Source organism: Mesorhizobium silamurunense (assembly GCF_014843905.1).
Lineage (GTDB): Bacteria > Pseudomonadota > Alphaproteobacteria > Rhizobiales > Rhizobiaceae > Mesorhizobium > Mesorhizobium silamurunense.
This window is the reverse complement of record NZ_LPVS01000036.1, coordinates 22,716-36,930: the sequence shown is the minus strand read 5'-3', so window position 1 is coordinate 36,930 and position 14,215 is coordinate 22,716. Positions and strand designations below refer to the sequence as shown.

The following is a 14,215-nucleotide window of genomic DNA, read 5'->3' as shown; positions in this document are numbered from 1 at the left end:
AGAGAAGAGAACGGACAGGCACAATGGCTACCGAAATCCGCGTCCCCACTCTCGGCGAATCAGTCACCGAGGCGACCGTCGGCAAGTGGTTCAAGAAGGTCGGCGACGCGATCACCGCCGACGAGCCCTTGGTCGAGCTCGAAACCGACAAGGTGACGGTGGAGGTGCCTGCCGCGGGCGCCGGAACGCTCGCCGAAATCACCGTCAAGGAAGGCGAGACGGTCAATGTCGGCGCGCTGCTCGGCTCGATTTCGGCCGGCGGCGCGGCCGCCGCCCCCGCCGCTCCCACCACCAAGCCGCAAGCGGTGGCGCAGGCCTCGAGCCCGGACGCCGCGTCCACGGTCAAGCAGGCTGCGGCCGAAACCGCCAAGATGCCTCGATTTCGGCCGGCGGCGCGGCCGCCGCCCCCGCCGCTCCCACCACCAAGCCGCAAGCGGTGGCGCAGGCCTCGAGCCCGGACGCCGCGTCCACGGTCAAGCAGGCTGCGGCCGAAACCGCCAAGATGGCCGGCGATGGCGGCGCGATCGAGCCGCGCACCATGCCGCCGGCGCCGGCTGCGGCCAAGCTCATCGCCGAGCACAATCTCTCGGTCGACCAGTTGTCCGGCTCGGGCAAGCGCGGCCAGGTGCTGAAGGGCGATGTGCTCGACGCGATCGCCAAGGGCGCGCCTTCGCAGCCGACGGAGACGCCCAGGGCGGCCCCTGCGCCTGCGCCTGTCGCGGCCCGCGCGCCTTCCGCGCCCGACGATGCCTCGCGCGAGGAGCGCGTGCGCATGACAAAGCTCCGTCAAACCATCGCCCGCCGCCTCAAGGAAGCGCAGTCGACCGCCGCCATGCTCACCACCTTCAACGAGGTGGACATGAGCGCGGTGATGGCGCTCAGGGCCAAGTACAAGGACGTGTTCGAGAAGAAGCATGGCGTGAAGCTCGGCTTCATGGGCTTCTTCACCAAGGCGGTGACGCATGCGCTGAAGGAGATACCGGCGGTCAATGCCGAGATCGACGGCACCGACATCATCTACAAGAATTTTGCTCATGTCGGCGTCGCCGTCGGCACGGACAAGGGCCTGGTGGTGCCGGTGGTGCGCGACGCCGACCAGATGTCGATCGCCGAGATCGAGAAGGAAATCGGCCGGCTCGGGCTTGCGGCGCGCGACGGCAAGCTCTCGGTCGCGGACATGCAAGGCGGCACATTCACGATTTCCAACGGTGGCGTTTACGGCTCGCTGATGTCGACGCCGATCCTCAACGCGCCGCAGTCCGGCATCCTCGGCATGCACAAGATCCAGGATCGGCCGGTGGTGGTCGGCGGTCAGATTGTCATCCGTCCGATGATGTATCTGGCGCTGAGCTACGACCATCGCATCGTCGACGGCAAGGAAGCTGTGACCTTCCTGGTGCGCGTCAAGGAAAGCCTGGAGGATCCCGAGCGGCTGGTGCTCGATCTCTAAGGTTGGCGCGGTGGCTGAGACTGTCGAGCCAATCGATCTGTTCGAGCTTGTAACGACAGGCCGGGCGGGGCCCGTCGAACTCGGCAAAAGCAGCCGTGAGACGGTTCGAGGCTTAATCGACCCGGAGGATGTGCGGGCGGACAATCATTATCGCCACGAGGACGCCGAGTCAGCTTGGTGCATCTATGGTCGAAATTGCGAGTTCTTCTTCAGCCCCGATTTTCGCCTGCGGTCGATTAGCGTCGAACCTGTGTTCGGAAGATTGCAATCGAATGGAATGATGCCGACTTGGTACGGCCATCTGGACGTCAATGTGGGGCGGCATCCGGTAACTTTTGCAGGCAGAAAGCCGATAGAGATACATACTCTGCCCAAGGCTCTTCAGTTCCTGAACAAGAGCGAATTCAAGTGGGCAATCGGCGGCGGTCGTGAGCGCGACGTTTACATTGAGTTGGCGGAGAGTTCTCGCAACTTGACCCTCAAATACGAGGTGAACACCATTCCAGTCGACAGGAATGACAACGTTGCGTTCGAGATAGACTATTTCCTTTCGACGGTCTTCATCCTCGATCAAGCTGTTCAAGGCGGATAGCTGTGACGATCTGCTCTTTCTTGTCCGAAAGCCTGTTGACTGCATCGATAGCGGTCGGCGTGATGATGATCCCTGCGGCCGCGCAGGCCGCCTGCCCGATCCAGCTTGCCGTCTATGGCGAGGCGAAAAGCGGCGCCGAGATCGATTTCACTCCGACCGGCACCTCGGCAACGATCACCAACACGTTCCGCATGATCCTCGACAACAATGTCGTGCTCGACGGCATAGCCATGTGGACGGAGGGGAGCGCTGGGCGACCGCACGGCTCGCTGATGTACAAATGCCCGACCGGCGACGCCACCGGCGAGGAGCTTGCCGCCTGCACGGTTTGGGAAGGCGTGATCTACAGCGCCGATGAGAAGGGCACCATCGGGTTGTTCCCGGCCGAGGGCGCCGATGCGCCGAAGAGCCTCATCTTCCCCGATCTTGGGCCGTCGCTCGAAATGTCGGCCGCTTACGGTCCCGCCGGCTTTTCCAAGGTGCCGTGGGACGTCTTTGCCCTGAAAGGCTGCCAGGAATGAGCGCTGACAAGAAGACGCTGCTGGTCACCGGCGGCAGCCGCGGCATCGGCGCCGCCATCTGCCGGCAGGCCGTCCAGGCCGGCTTTCGGGTCGCGATCAACTACGTCTCCAACCAGGCGGTTGCCGAGATGTTGGTCGCCGAGCTCGAAGCCACCGGCGGTGAGGCAATCGCGGTCAAGGGCGATGTCGGCAACGAGGCCGATGTGGTGGCAATATTCGAGGCGGTGGACAAGGCCTTCGGCCGGCTCGACGCTTTCGTCAACAATGCCGGCATCGTCGACGTCAAGGCGCGCGTCGACGAGATGAGTGCGGCGCGGGTCGAGCGGATGATGCGCGTCAACGTCGTCGGCTCCTTCCTCTGCGCGCGCGAGGCGGTGAAGCGCATGTCGACCCGGCATGGCGGCAAGGGCGGCGCCATCGTCAATCTCTCTTCGGCGGCTGCCAGGCTGGGCTCGCCCGGCGAATATGTCGACTACGCCGCCTCCAAGGGCGCGATCGACACGCTGACGATCGGCCTGGCGCGCGAGGTGGTGCTGGAAGGCATCCGCGTCAATGCGGTCAGTCCCGGTATCACCGAAACCGATATCCATGCCTCCGGCGGCCAGCCCGATCGCGTGGCGCGGATGCAGGAGATGCTGCCGATGAAGCGCGCGGGCACGGCCGATGAGGTCGCAAGCGCGGTTCTCTATCTTCTGTCGGATGCGGCCTCCTATATAACGGGCGCGATCCTCAATGTGAGCGGCGGCCGCTAGAGCAATTCCAGGAAAAGTGCCCAGCGGTTTTCCGTTTCGGAATTGCGTACAAAGAAATATCGGAGCGGTTCGATCTCGAACCGCTCCAAGCCGGATAAGAAGGACAGCCTCATGGCTTATGACGTCGTAATCATCGGATCGGGACCGGGCGGCTATGTCTGCGCCATCAAGGCGGCGCAGCTCGGCCTGAAGACAGCGGTGGTCGAGAAGAACGCCACCTTCGGCGGCACCTGCCTCAACATCGGCTGCATCCCGTCGAAGGCGCTGCTCCACGCCTCCGAGATGTTCGCGGAAGCCGGTCATTCCTTCGATATGCTGGGCGTCGAGGTCGGCGCGCCGAAGCTCAATCTCAAGAAGATGCTGGCGCATAAGGATGCGACGGTGGCGTCGAACGTCAACGGCGTCGCCTTCCTCTTCAAGAAGAACAAGATCGACAGCTTCCGCGGCACCGGCAAGGTGATCGGCGCCGGCAAGGTGTCGGTGACCGGCGAGGACGGCAAGGTCGAGGAGCTCGAGACGAAGAACATCGTCATCGCCACCGGTTCCGACGTCGCCGGCATTCCGGGCGTCAAGGTCGACTTCGACGAGAAGGTGATCGTGTCCTCGACCGGCGCGCTGTCGCTGGCCAAGGTGCCGGCCAGCCTCGTGGTGGTGGGCGGCGGCGTCATCGGGCTGGAGCTCGGCTCGGTCTGGGCCAGGCTCGGCGCCAAGGTCACCGTCGTCGAGTTCCTCGACACCATCCTCGGCGGCATGGACGGCGAGGTCTCGAAACAGTTCCAGCGGCTGCTGTCCAAGCAGGGCTTCGAGTTCAAGCTCGGCGCCAAGGTCACCGGCGTCGCCAAATCAAAGAAGGGCGCCAGCGTGACGTTCGAGCCGGTCAAGGGTGGCGCGGCGGAAACCATCGAGGCGGATGTCGTGCTTGTCGCTACTGGACGTCGCCCCTATGCCGACAGCCTTGGTTTGAAGGAAGCGGGCGTCGAGATGGACGAGCGCGGCCAGGTCAAGACCGACGGGCATCTCATGACCAACGTGCCCGGCATCTATGCCATTGGCGACGTCATCGCCGGGCCGATGCTGGCGCACAAGGCCGAGGACGAGGGCGTGGCGGTGGCCGAGATGATCGCCGGCCAGGCCGGCCACGTGAATTACGACGTCATCCCGAGCGTCGTCTACACCAGCCCGGAAATCGCCTCCGTCGGCAAGACCGAGGAGGAGCTGAAGAAGGCCGGCATCGACTACAAGGTCGGAAAATTCCCGTTCAGCGCCAATGGCCGGGCGCGCGCCATGCTGCACACCGACGGCTTCGTGAAGATCCTGGCCGACAAGGCCAGCGACCGCGTGCTCGGCGTCCATATCGTCGGCTTCGGCGCCGGCGAGATGATCCATGAGGCGGCGGTGCTGATGGAGTTCGGCGGCTCCTCGGAAGACCTCGCCCGCACCTGCCATGCGCACCCGACCATGTCGGAAGCGGTCAAGGAAGCGGCGCTGGCCACGTTCTTCAAGCCGATCCACATTTAGCGGTGCGGCTCCGCCAGCCCGCTGCTTCGCGCGATGAGAGGAATACTTTCGGCGTCGCGCCGCCGGCGGCTGACAATGTCCGCGCGCCCACATTCATGAATGGATGCATCCAAAACAAACGGCCCGCCTTTCGGCGGGCCGTTCGTCGTGGATTGGGCCCGATTACTGAGCCGGGGCGGGTGCCGGAGCTGGGGCCGGAGCGGGTTCTGGGGCAGGCGCTGGTGCCGGAGCGGGAGCCGGCGTTGCAGGCGCTGGTTCGGCCGGAGCAGGCGCCGGGGCCGGCGTGGTGGCGGCCGGCGGCTCGGCGGGCGCCGGAGCCTTTTCGCCGCCGCTTCTGCCAAAAACATAATACGCAACAACGGCCAGGATAATGACAACAAGGGCGATCAACCACCCGCTGCCGCCACCACCCGACGAGGGAGGCGTGCTCGGAGGGGTGAAGGGGTCATTAGGGTTCGCCATGAAACGTGTCCTCCTTGGAATGAAAGGCTTCAATCAACAGCCATCAACGCGCGATTCCACAATCGGTTTCACGCGGGCGGGCGGAAAGCGCTGAAAAACCGGCATTTTCCGCTCCCCAGCCGCCAGACGACTCAGTTGACGGCGGTAACAATATACCCCGCCTTGCGGAAATCTTCGACCAGTCCGTCAGGGCCGGGCAGATGCAACGCGCCGACCGCCATGAAGGCGTTGCCCTTGGCCAGAATCGGCATGGCGTGGGCGACCATAACCTTGTTGCGGCTGGTGATCATGGTCTGCTCGAAGGCGGCATAGCCGGCCTGGTCGTCCGCGGCGTCGGGCAGCACGGTGCGGAACAGCGGCCAGAACATGCCGACCTCGCCGCGCTGGTAGAGGACGATCATGGTCTCGTTGACGTCGTTCACCCTGTCGCCGAGCTTCAGCGTCTCGACCAGCCCCTTCATGTGGTAGGCAAGCGGCAGCGAGGCCATGGCGCGCAACTGGTCGACGGCGGTTTCCAATCCCTCGACGTCCTTCCCGGACGCTTTGGCGTTCGAGGCCAGCTTGACGTCCAGCACCGGCGCGCCAGCGGCCTGGCGCGCCACCTCGCAGGCCGGCAGCGCCACCATGGCCGACAGGATCCACGGCTTCATCTTGGCGACCGTCAGGGGCGGGATGCCGCGTGCGTCGAGCCCCTTGTTCAGCACGGCCACGTCTTCTGGCGACAGCAGCGAGGACAGCGTCGTGTTGTCGGTGAACATCATCAGGCCAGGTTCGGCGGCCATGGCGGCCATCATCTTGGCCTTGTCGAGCGCGTCGGTGGTTTCGATGATGACGGTGTCGGCGCCGTCATAGGCTCTCTGCGCCATGGCCGGCAGCGTGATGACGCGCTGGTCGGTGATGTGCATGGTGCCGAACAGGAAGGACGGCCTTTCGCCCGGTTTCTCCAGCTTCCACAGCAGGCCCTTGCCGTTCGGAACGGCGGCGGCCTCGGTCTCAACCTTCTTGAAGGCGGCGGGATCGCTCTTTGAAAGACTTGCCAGCAGATCGCTGCCGCCACAGGCGGCCGCTTCGGCATGCGCCCTGCCGGCCAGCAGCACGACCACGAGGAACGACAGGAAAAACAGCACGTTGAGCGCTGCGAGCAGTCTCAGCGAGACGAGAGCCGCGCGGTCGGCGATGGCGATGACGCGTTTCATGGTGAGCTTCTTAAGCGGAAAAAGCGGCAAAACGGTTAATCCGCGGGCCGAAATGTTTTCGACCGGCTCCGACTTCCCGGCGCAGACGTTTGACGGGCGGCCCGCACCATCTCCAACTCATGCAATCCGCCAGTAGTTTCGATGCTCCCTGCAGTCGGAGCGGTCCAACCCGTTGCTTGATTTAACGGGAGCGATTGCGCCGAAAACGCCAATCCCCTAGATCATGCGACCCGAAAGCGTCCGGCAGGGGACCCGCGTGATCATCGACAGTGCTGCCTTCGAGCGCTACCGGCGCTCGCCGAACGAGAAAACCACCCCGTTCTGGCTCCTGCTGGGAACGGCGATCGTCGTTTTCTTCTGGCTCGCCATGACGCTTGTCGTGCTCGTCGCCGGCACCATCGCCTTCATCGTCTTGCGCCTCCCCGGCCCGGCGACCGGACAGCCGATCCAGGATTTCCTTGCCTCGCCCGTCGGCATCCTCACCGCGCTGGCGTCTTTTGCCGGCATCTGGATCGGTCTCTGGGTGGCGATGCGCTTCGTGCATGGCGAGCCGCTCTCGGCGCTGATCGGCGCAGACCGCCGCATCTCGCGCGGCGGTTTCCTCAAAGGCCTCGCCGCGGTTCTGATCACCTCCTTGTTCTCGGAGGTCCTACTCTATTGGCTGCAGCCGGAGATCACCCGCGGATCAATCGCCTTCTCGTCCTGGCTGCTCTTCCTCGTGCCGATCGTGCCGCTCGCCTTCCTGCAGACCTCGTCGGAGGAGGCTCTGTTCCGCGGCTATCTGCTGCGCGGCCTTGCCAGCCGGTTTGGCAGCCCGCTGATCTGGGCCGCGCTGCCGGCGCTTCTCTTCGCCGCGCTGCATTGGAGCTCGGCCTCGTCGTTTGCCATCAATGCCTGTGTGCTGGTCTCGATCGCCACCTTCGCGCTGCTGCTGACGCTGCTGGTCTATGTGACCGGCAATTTGGGCGCTGCCTTCGGCGCCCATCTCGGCAACAACCTGACCGGCTTCCTGCTCATCTCGCACCAGCAGGGCTACAATTCCTTCGCCCTGTTCACCGCCAAGCCGCTCGAAGGCCCCGGCTGGACGAGTTGGGACGCTGTTCTCATCGCCGCGATCGGCATCGCGAGCACGCTGCTGACGATGCTCTTGCTTCTGCATCGCCGCTCGCCCCTGAAGGTCGGGCCGGAGGGACCATGATCCAAAAAGGCGGAAACCGGATTCTGGACCGGATCATGGCCAGGCAGAAAACCGGCGGGCTCACCTGATGCGCATCACGCTGGTGGCGGAACGCGCCATTCCCTGCAAAGGCTATGGCGGCACCGAGCGGCAGGTCGACTGGCTGGCAAAAGAGTTTTCGCGCCTCGGCCACAAGGTGGTCCTGATTGCCGGTCGCGGCTCTAGCCATCCGCTATGCGAAGTGCGGCAGGCGTCTTCGGCCGCCGAATGCCGCGCCGCAATCCCGGCCGACGCCGACATCGTGCATTTCAATGGCTGGTACATCGAGACAGCGCGCCCGGCGCTCTACACGATGCACGGCTTTGACCCGGAATTTACGAAAAAGAGGCAGAACTGGAACTTCGTCAGCGCCAGCCATGCGCGCAACCACGGACGGGAAACCTTCGTCTACAATGGCTTTCCGATCGACGCCTATCGCCTGTCCGCCGGCAAGACGAGCCGGCTGCTGTTCCTGGCCGGCATCGCCCGCGCCGGCAAGAACCTCAACCGGGCCGTCGATCTCGCCAGGGCCTTCGATTTCCAGCTCGACATCGCCGGCGGCTCGCGCTGGCAGCTTCTGCAACGAACGAAAGTCCGCCGCCAGGGCGTCTTCTTCAAGAGCCTCAGCCGCCGCTTCCGCTACCACGGCACCGTCGACGGCGAAGAGAAGCTGCGCCTGCTGGGTGGGGCCAGGGCCTTTCTCAACCCGATTGCCTGGGAAGAGCCGTTCGGCATGGCGCCGGTCGAGGCGATGCTGTGCGGCACGCCGGTGCTGACGACGCCGCGCGGCGCGCTGCCGGAAATCGTCGACGATGCCACCGGACGCCTCTTCGATACCGATGCGGAGTTCGAGCAAGCCTTGGCTGACATCGCCGCGCTTTCGCCCGAACCGTGCCGTGAATCCGCCGCCGATCGGTTTCCCATTGCCCGGACGGCACAAGGATATCTCGATCTCTATACGCGCATCCTGGATGGCGAGGCGCTGGCTTGAACCGGCTGCTGACGGCCGCCAACTTCAAGCGATTGCGCAGGGCTTATCACCCGACACCTTGACTCTCGGGTCGTTTTCCTGTCTAGACGCGCACGAATTCCGCGACGAGTACACCTCCGCGAAAGCCGACCAGGACGCCGACGCCTCTTTGAGGCAAGAGCTGTAAACCGATCCTGGAGGCCAACACCCGGCAGCGCGATGCGCCCCCGGGTGCTTTTTGGCTTTGTGCTTTTGCTTGGCGGCCCGGCGCGAACGCACTACCTCTCGGGCATCATTCGGATGCCAGGGAAAGGAAAAGAATGTTTGAATCCCTTCAGGAGCGCCTTGGCTCCATTCTGAACGGCCTGACCGGCCGCGGCGCGCTGTCCGAGGCGGATGTCTCGGCAGCGCTGCGCGAGGTGCGACGCGCGCTGCTCGAGGCGGACGTCGCGCTGGAGGTGGTGCGTTCCTTCACCGACAAGGTGCACGAGAAGGCGGTCGGCGCCGCGGTGCTGAAGTCGATCAAGCCCGGGCAGATGGTCGTTAAGATCGTCCATGACGAGCTGGTCGACATGCTCGGCGCCGAAGGCGTCGCCGTCGACCTCAACGCGCCGGCGCCCGTCGTCGTCATGATGGTCGGCTTGCAGGGTTCCGGCAAGACGACGACCTCGGCCAAGATCGCCAAGCGCCTGACCGAGCGGCAGAACAAGAAGGTCCTGATGGCCTCGCTCGACACGCGGCGCCCCGCCGCGCAGGAGCAGCTGCGCCAGCTCGGAGAGCAGGTGAAGGTGGCGACGCTGCCGATCATCGCCGGCCAGAGCCCGGTCGATATCGCCAAGCGTGCCGTGCACGCGGCCAGGCTCGGCGGCCATGACGTCGTTATCCTCGACACCGCCGGGCGCACCCATATCGACGAGCCGCTGATGGTCGAGATGGCCGACATCAAGAAGGTGTCCTCGCCGCACGAGATCCTGCTGGTCGCCGACTCGCTGACCGGCCAGGACGCCGTCAACCTCGCCAAGAGCTTCGACGAGCGCGTCGGCATTACCGGCCTGGTGCTCACCCGCATGGACGGCGACGGCCGCGGCGGCGCGGCGCTTTCGATGCGCGCCGTCACCGGCAAGCCGATCAAGCTGATCGGCACCGGCGAAAAGATGGACGGGCTGGAGGAATTCCATCCCAAGCGCATCGCCGACCGCATTCTCGGGATGGGCGACATCGTCAGCCTTGTCGAGAAGGCCGCCGAGACCATCGACGCCGAGCAGGCGGCGGCGATGGCCAAGAAGATGCAGTCGGGCAAGTTCGACCTGAATGACCTTGCCGCGCAGCTTCAGCAGATGTCGAAGATGGGCGGCATGGGCGGCATCATGGGAATGATGCCCGGCATGGGCAAGATGAAGGACCAGCTTGCCGCCGCCGGTTTCGACGACAAGATGTTCCGCCGCCAGCTCGCCATCATCTCCTCGATGACCAAGGCGGAGCGCTCCAACCCCGACATCCTGAAGCACTCGCGCAAGAAGCGTATCGCCGCCGGCTCCGGCACGGATGCTGCCGAGATCAACAAGCTATTGAAGATGCATCGCGGCATGGCCGACATGATGAAGGCGATGGGCGGCAAGGGCAAAGGCGGCGGCCTGATGCGCGGCATGATGGGCGGCCTTGCCTCGAAGATGGGCCTTGGCGGCATGATGCCGGGCGGCGGCATGCCGGACCTCTCCAAGATGGATCCCAAGCAGCTCGAGGCCCTGCAGAAGCAGGCCCAGGCTGCCGGCCTCGGCAAAGGCCTGCCGGGCGGGATGCCCGGCGGGCTTCCCGGTGGTGGGTTGCCGGGCCTGCCCGGCGGCATGAAGTTGCCGGGCCTTCCGGGCCTCGGCGGCGGTGGGCTGCCCGGCCTTGGGAAGAAGAAGTGAGGGGGCGATGAACGAGGAGAAGGACATGGCCGACGCACGCGCCGTTCTGGCGGGCTACCGCGCTTCGATCGACAATATCGACGCCGCCCTCATCCATATGCTGGCCGAGCGCTTCCGCTGCACCAAGGCGGTCGGCGTGCTCAAGGCCGAGCATGGCCTGCCGCCTGCTGATCCGGCGCGCGAGCAGCAGCAGATCGCCCGCCTTCGCCAACTGGCGAAGGATGCGAACCTCGATCCGGATTTCGCGGAGAAATTCTTGAACTTCGTCATCCGCGAAGTGATCCGGCATCACGAACAGATCGCCGCCAACAACGGCGCTGCCAAAGCCGGCTAATCAAGTGCATGTCGCCCAAAACTGCGCAGCGGTTTTGGGACAACGACTTGCACAAAGCCAAAAACCCGATCAACGAAATCAGAGCTTTTAGGAGATAAAGAATGGCACTGAAGATCAGACTGGCCCGCGCGGGCTCGAAGAAGCGCCCCTACTACCACGTCGTCGTCGCCGACGCCCGTTCGCCCCGCGACGGCCGTTTCATCGAGGCGCTCGGCTCGTGGAATCCGCTGCTGCCGAAGGACGGCGAGCGCGTCAAGGTCGACGCGGACCGCGTCAAGCATTGGCTCTCGCATGGCGCCCAGCCGACCGACCGCGTGCTGCGCTTCCTCGACGAGGCCGGCATCGCCAAGCGCGAAGCCCGCTCGAACCCGAAGAAGGCCGAGCCCGGCAAGAAGGCGCAGGAACGCGCCACCCTGCTGAAGAAGGCGCAGGAAGACGCCGCTGCTGCCGTTGCCGCGGCGACCGCCGCGCCGGCCGAGGCCGAAGCCGCGACCGCCGAGTAATCCCGGCCTTTCTTCGCCAATGCATGTCGCCCCAAAGCGCGCAGCGGTTTGGGAGAACGACATGCATCAAAACAAAGGCTTAAAGCGCGTCGCTTGAATCCGCTTCAGTGCGACGCGCATTAACGGAAACGGCGGGCCCTTGCCCGCCGTTTTTCTTTGGCCTGATGCCTCAATAGCCTTGCGGGCAGCGCGCGATGTAGACGCGCCCGTAGCGATCGCGGTACCGGCACTGGCCGCTTTCGCTGGCGTGGCCGATCAGTGCGCCTGCCACCGCGCCGACGGCGCCGCCGACAACCGCTCCCTGTACCGGATCGTTGGCAACGGCGGCGCCGACAGCCGCGCCGCCCAGGCCGCCGATCGCGGCGCCTTTCTCGGTTTGCGAACACGCGCCGAGCGCCGTCGCCAACACCAGAATGACCATCGCTTTCTTCATTGTGGTTCCTCTCTCACGCGGATCGCCGTCCTCGCCGCCATGTCTTTAACTCGCAGACGGCTAATTTGATCCCGAAGGCAATGAAGATTGCCGGCGCAACCTGCGCCGGCGGCCTTTTATATACTTGAAACTATTAGATTTTATCGTTCGGCGAAGCGCTTCAGATTGTCGAGTCCAGCCTCGAAATCCTTGCCGATCAGCGCATCGAAATTCATGAATAGGCTCATCAGCTTGGCGATGAACGGCCGGCCGCCCCGCATTGTCCAGGTGACGGACGTGTTCCCGCCAGACGGCGACAAGGTGAAGTCGACGCTATTGCTGGCCCGGAACGGCTTTTCGAAATCGAGCCTCAACGAGACCAGGGATGACGGCACCGAGTTGACGATCTCCATGCGGCCCTTTCCGGCCTTGCTGTTGCCCTCCCAGGCGTAGGCGGCGCCTTTGCCGTTTTCGGCGCCTGAAAGCGTGCGTTTCATGTTCGGATCGAGCTTTTCGAAGGGCGACCAGCTCGGCCAGTGCTTGAAGTCGTTGATCAGCGGGAAGATCGTCTCGGCCGGCGCCTTGATGCTGGCGGAACGGCTGACGACGAAATCGTTCGGCCGTGACGCGGCAAGGATGAGCACGGCGGCGATGATGACGACGAGGATGATAAGGATGGTGACAAGCATCTTTTCTCCTCCTCTTATCGGCCGAACGGGATCAGCGCGCGCACTCTGGCATCACGCAGATAGAGCCCGCCCCACAGGATAATCCCGAGATAGACGCCGAACAGCGTGTGCGAGAACAGCGGGTTGCCGATGCGCACATGCGTGGAAATGGCGCCGCCCATATAGGCGGTGAGCAGGATGGCGCCGAGCACCGAGGTGCGCGGCAGCGCATAGAGCGCTGTCGAGATCAGCCCGATGATGCCGAGCAGCCGCGCGATGTTTTGATCGGCCGGCCAGCCAAGCTGCGTCATCGTCTCGGTTACTATGGCGAGCGGCGGCAGCTTGATGACGCCGTCGAAGATCATGAACAGGACGACGATGGCGCTGAGCACCCGCCCGGTCCACAAGGCGCCGTACGAAACCGGCGCGGCTTCTGAAATGCTCATTGGTGTTCCCTCCTGATGACTAGGCTTGGCTGTTTTGCCGGGTTCGAGCCAAGGACGGGGGATCACGCGGCGATCCTACAGGGGTCGGTGCGCTTTTTTCAGAAACCGCCGTGGGGAAGCGGGCCGCGACGCTTACGAGAAATAGAATTTGTCGGCCGGGATCATCTTTGGCGGCGTCTCGCCCAACGCCTCGAACACGGAAATCTCGCAGACGCGGCAGAGGCCGTCCAGCGCGAGATCGTTGGGCTGAGTGCCGAACGGATCCTCGAGCTCCTCCGACAGCGCGTCGAGGCCGAAGAAGGTGTAGGCAATCAGCGCCGTGAACAGCGGCGTCGCCCAGCCCGTGGCCGAGGCCAGCCCGAACGGCAGGAGCAGGCAGAAGACATAGGCCGTCCGCTGCAGGAGCAGCGTATAGGCGAAGGGCAGCGGCGTGCCCATGATGCGCTCGCAGCCGGCCTGGGCGGCGGCGATCTCCGACAGCCGCTCGTCGAGGATGCGGTAGCCGATCGTATCGATCGCGCCGCTCTTGCGTAGGGCCGCGACGCGTGCGCCCATCCGGCGCACCATGGCGTCGGGAGCGTTGGCGGCCTTCGTCACGGACTCGGCCTCGTTGCCGATGAAGCCCCGCGCCTCCGGCACGGCGTCCACCCGCCGCAGCAGGCCGCGCAGGTAATGGCAGAAGGCGATAGCGTCCATCAGCAGGCCGCGCAGCTCGCTGCGGTCCTCGATCAGCCCGGTCGAGGCGCGCGCCAGGTTGCGGATGTCGAAGACGAGCTGGCCCCACAGCTTACGCGCCTCCCACCAGCGGTCATAGGCGGCGTTGTTGCGGAAGCCGAGATAGATCGACAACGCGACGCCAAGCAAAGCGAAGGGCGCGGTGCCGGCATTGCCGAAATCGAACTTGAGGGCACGCACGATCAGCACCACCAGCGCGCCATAGGCGGCAAAGCCGAATATCTGCGGCAGGATGCGCGGCACCACGGAGCCGCGCATGATGAAGAACAGGTGCAGGAATCCTGGGCGCGGGCGGACGATCATCGAAACCCCTCAAAAGCATTTCCAGGAAACTGCACAGACCGCGCAAGAACCTCCGAGGGCACCGCGCCAGAGCCGGACGGCCCCGATCCCGTATATTGTGCTATTCACCATCCGCGCAAGCTCGACGGGCCGCGACATCGCGATGTCGTTTGAGTAGAGAGGAATTACCGGCGCCCAGCCGCGGTTAGTTCCGAGGAGCAGCCACCATCGCAGCGCCAGGCTGCTGG

At 64.6% G+C, this 14,215-nt stretch carries 14 protein-coding genes and 1 pseudogene; 10 read left to right on the top strand and 5 right to left on the bottom strand.

The window, feature by feature from the left end:
- Positions 1–23 precede the first annotated feature (23 nt).
- The 5 genes and pseudogenes from odhB (at position 24) to lpdA (ending at position 4,833) form a co-directional block, all read left to right on the top strand.
- Positions 24–1,450 (top strand): annotated as a pseudogene (gene odhB / locus AU465_RS09920) (2-oxoglutarate dehydrogenase complex dihydrolipoyllysine-residue succinyltransferase).
- Between the two features lie 10 nt (positions 1,451–1,460).
- On the top strand, positions 1,461–2,042 hold the full coding sequence (locus tag AU465_RS09915) for a hypothetical protein (RefSeq protein WP_192246392.1): 582 nt from the start codon (positions 1,461–1,463) through the stop codon (positions 2,040–2,042).
- A 65-nt stretch (positions 2,043–2,107) separates the two neighbouring features.
- Positions 2,108–2,563: a hypothetical protein gene (locus AU465_RS09910; RefSeq protein ID WP_192246487.1), complete on the top strand. Its 456-nt coding sequence runs from the start codon at positions 2,108–2,110 to the stop codon at positions 2,561–2,563.
- Positions 2,560–3,315: an SDR family oxidoreductase gene (locus tag AU465_RS09905; protein WP_192246390.1), complete on the top strand. Its 756-nt coding sequence runs from the start codon at positions 2,560–2,562 to the stop codon at positions 3,313–3,315. Before AU465_RS09910 ends, AU465_RS09905 begins: the two co-directional genes overlap by 4 nt.
- Before the next feature lie 111 nt (positions 3,316–3,426).
- Positions 3,427–4,833, top strand: coding sequence for a dihydrolipoyl dehydrogenase (lpdA, locus tag AU465_RS09900; protein WP_192246388.1), 1,407 nt, complete (start codon positions 3,427–3,429; stop codon positions 4,831–4,833).
- A 593-nt stretch (positions 4,834–5,426) separates the two neighbouring features.
- On the opposite strand, the gene AU465_RS09895 is transcribed toward lpdA, so the two are convergent.
- A complete protein-coding gene (locus AU465_RS09895; protein ID WP_192246386.1) occupies positions 5,427–6,491 on the bottom strand; it encodes a TraB/GumN family protein in 1,065 nt (354 codons plus the stop codon).
- A gap of 256 nt (positions 6,492–6,747) precedes the next feature.
- Here AU465_RS09895 and AU465_RS09890 point away from each other — a divergent pair, with 256 nt between their 5' ends.
- From AU465_RS09890 to rpsP, 5 genes are all read left to right on the top strand, one after another.
- The gene (locus AU465_RS09890) at positions 6,748–7,689 is read left to right on the top strand and encodes a CPBP family glutamic-type intramembrane protease (RefSeq protein WP_192246384.1); all 942 of its coding nucleotides are present in this window, start codon (positions 6,748–6,750) and stop codon (positions 7,687–7,689) included.
- A gap of 67 nt (positions 7,690–7,756) precedes the next feature.
- A complete protein-coding gene (locus AU465_RS09885; RefSeq protein ID WP_192246382.1) occupies positions 7,757–8,698 on the top strand; it encodes a glycosyltransferase in 942 nt (313 codons plus the stop codon).
- Positions 8,699–8,997: 299 nt separating this feature from the next.
- Positions 8,998–10,587, top strand: a complete 1,590-nt coding sequence (gene ffh / locus AU465_RS09880) for a signal recognition particle protein (RefSeq protein ID WP_192246380.1) — start codon at positions 8,998–9,000, stop codon at positions 10,585–10,587.
- 7 nt (positions 10,588–10,594) lie between these two features.
- The gene (locus tag AU465_RS09875) at positions 10,595–10,921 is read left to right on the top strand and encodes a chorismate mutase (RefSeq protein WP_192246378.1); all 327 of its coding nucleotides are present in this window, start codon (positions 10,595–10,597) and stop codon (positions 10,919–10,921) included.
- A 101-nt stretch (positions 10,922–11,022) separates the two neighbouring features.
- Positions 11,023–11,424 (top strand): 30S ribosomal protein S16, encoded by a 402-nt coding sequence (rpsP, locus tag AU465_RS09870; RefSeq protein ID WP_192246377.1) that lies wholly within the window; start codon positions 11,023–11,025, stop codon positions 11,422–11,424.
- Positions 11,425–11,593: 169 nt separating this feature from the next.
- On the opposite strand, the gene AU465_RS09865 is transcribed toward rpsP, so the two are convergent.
- The 4 genes from AU465_RS09865 to AU465_RS09850 form a co-directional block, all read right to left on the bottom strand.
- Entirely contained in the window at positions 11,594–11,857 is a 264-nt protein-coding gene (locus tag AU465_RS09865) for a YMGG-like glycine zipper-containing protein (protein ID WP_192246375.1), read from the bottom strand.
- Between the two features lie 140 nt (positions 11,858–11,997).
- Positions 11,998–12,525 (bottom strand): SRPBCC family protein, encoded by a 528-nt coding sequence (locus tag AU465_RS09860; RefSeq protein ID WP_192246373.1) that lies wholly within the window; start codon positions 12,523–12,525, stop codon positions 11,998–12,000.
- Positions 12,526–12,539: 14 nt separating this feature from the next.
- On the bottom strand, positions 12,540–12,950 hold the full coding sequence (locus tag AU465_RS09855) for a DoxX family protein (RefSeq protein WP_192246371.1): 411 nt from the start codon (positions 12,948–12,950) through the stop codon (positions 12,540–12,542).
- A gap of 132 nt (positions 12,951–13,082) precedes the next feature.
- On the bottom strand, positions 13,083–13,988 hold the full coding sequence (locus tag AU465_RS09850; RefSeq protein WP_192246369.1) for a bestrophin family protein: 906 nt from the start codon (positions 13,986–13,988) through the stop codon (positions 13,083–13,085).
- Positions 13,989–14,215 lie beyond the last annotated feature (227 nt).

What these genes read in the sequence shown, in the direction of transcription:
- ffh (WP_192246380.1), top strand. Translation starts at nt 8,998, where the DNA reads ATGTTTGAATCCCTTCAGGAGCGCCTTGGCTCCATTCTGAACGGCCTG.
- AU465_RS09905 (WP_192246390.1), top strand. Translation starts at nt 2,560, where the DNA reads ATGAGCGCTGACAAGAAGACGCTGCTGGTCACCGGCGGCAGCCGCGGC.
- lpdA (WP_192246388.1), top strand. Translation starts at nt 3,427, where the DNA reads ATGGCTTATGACGTCGTAATCATCGGATCGGGACCGGGCGGCTATGTC.
- AU465_RS09865 (WP_192246375.1), bottom strand. Translation starts at nt 11,857, where the DNA reads ATGAAGAAAGCGATGGTCATTCTGGTGTTGGCGACGGCGCTCGGCGCG.
- rpsP (WP_192246377.1), top strand. Translation starts at nt 11,023, where the DNA reads ATGGCACTGAAGATCAGACTGGCCCGCGCGGGCTCGAAGAAGCGCCCC.
- AU465_RS09910 (WP_192246487.1), top strand. Translation starts at nt 2,108, where the DNA reads ATGATCCCTGCGGCCGCGCAGGCCGCCTGCCCGATCCAGCTTGCCGTC.
- AU465_RS09850 (WP_192246369.1), bottom strand. Translation starts at nt 13,988, where the DNA reads ATGATCGTCCGCCCGCGCCCAGGATTCCTGCACCTGTTCTTCATCATG.
- AU465_RS09885 (WP_192246382.1), top strand. Translation starts at nt 7,757, where the DNA reads ATGCGCATCACGCTGGTGGCGGAACGCGCCATTCCCTGCAAAGGCTAT.
- AU465_RS09895 (WP_192246386.1), bottom strand. Translation starts at nt 6,491, where the DNA reads ATGAAACGCGTCATCGCCATCGCCGACCGCGCGGCTCTCGTCTCGCTG.
- AU465_RS09860 (WP_192246373.1), bottom strand. Translation starts at nt 12,525, where the DNA reads ATGCTTGTCACCATCCTTATCATCCTCGTCGTCATCATCGCCGCCGTG.
- AU465_RS09855 (WP_192246371.1), bottom strand. Translation starts at nt 12,950, where the DNA reads ATGAGCATTTCAGAAGCCGCGCCGGTTTCGTACGGCGCCTTGTGGACC.
- AU465_RS09875 (WP_192246378.1), top strand. Translation starts at nt 10,595, where the DNA reads ATGAACGAGGAGAAGGACATGGCCGACGCACGCGCCGTTCTGGCGGGC.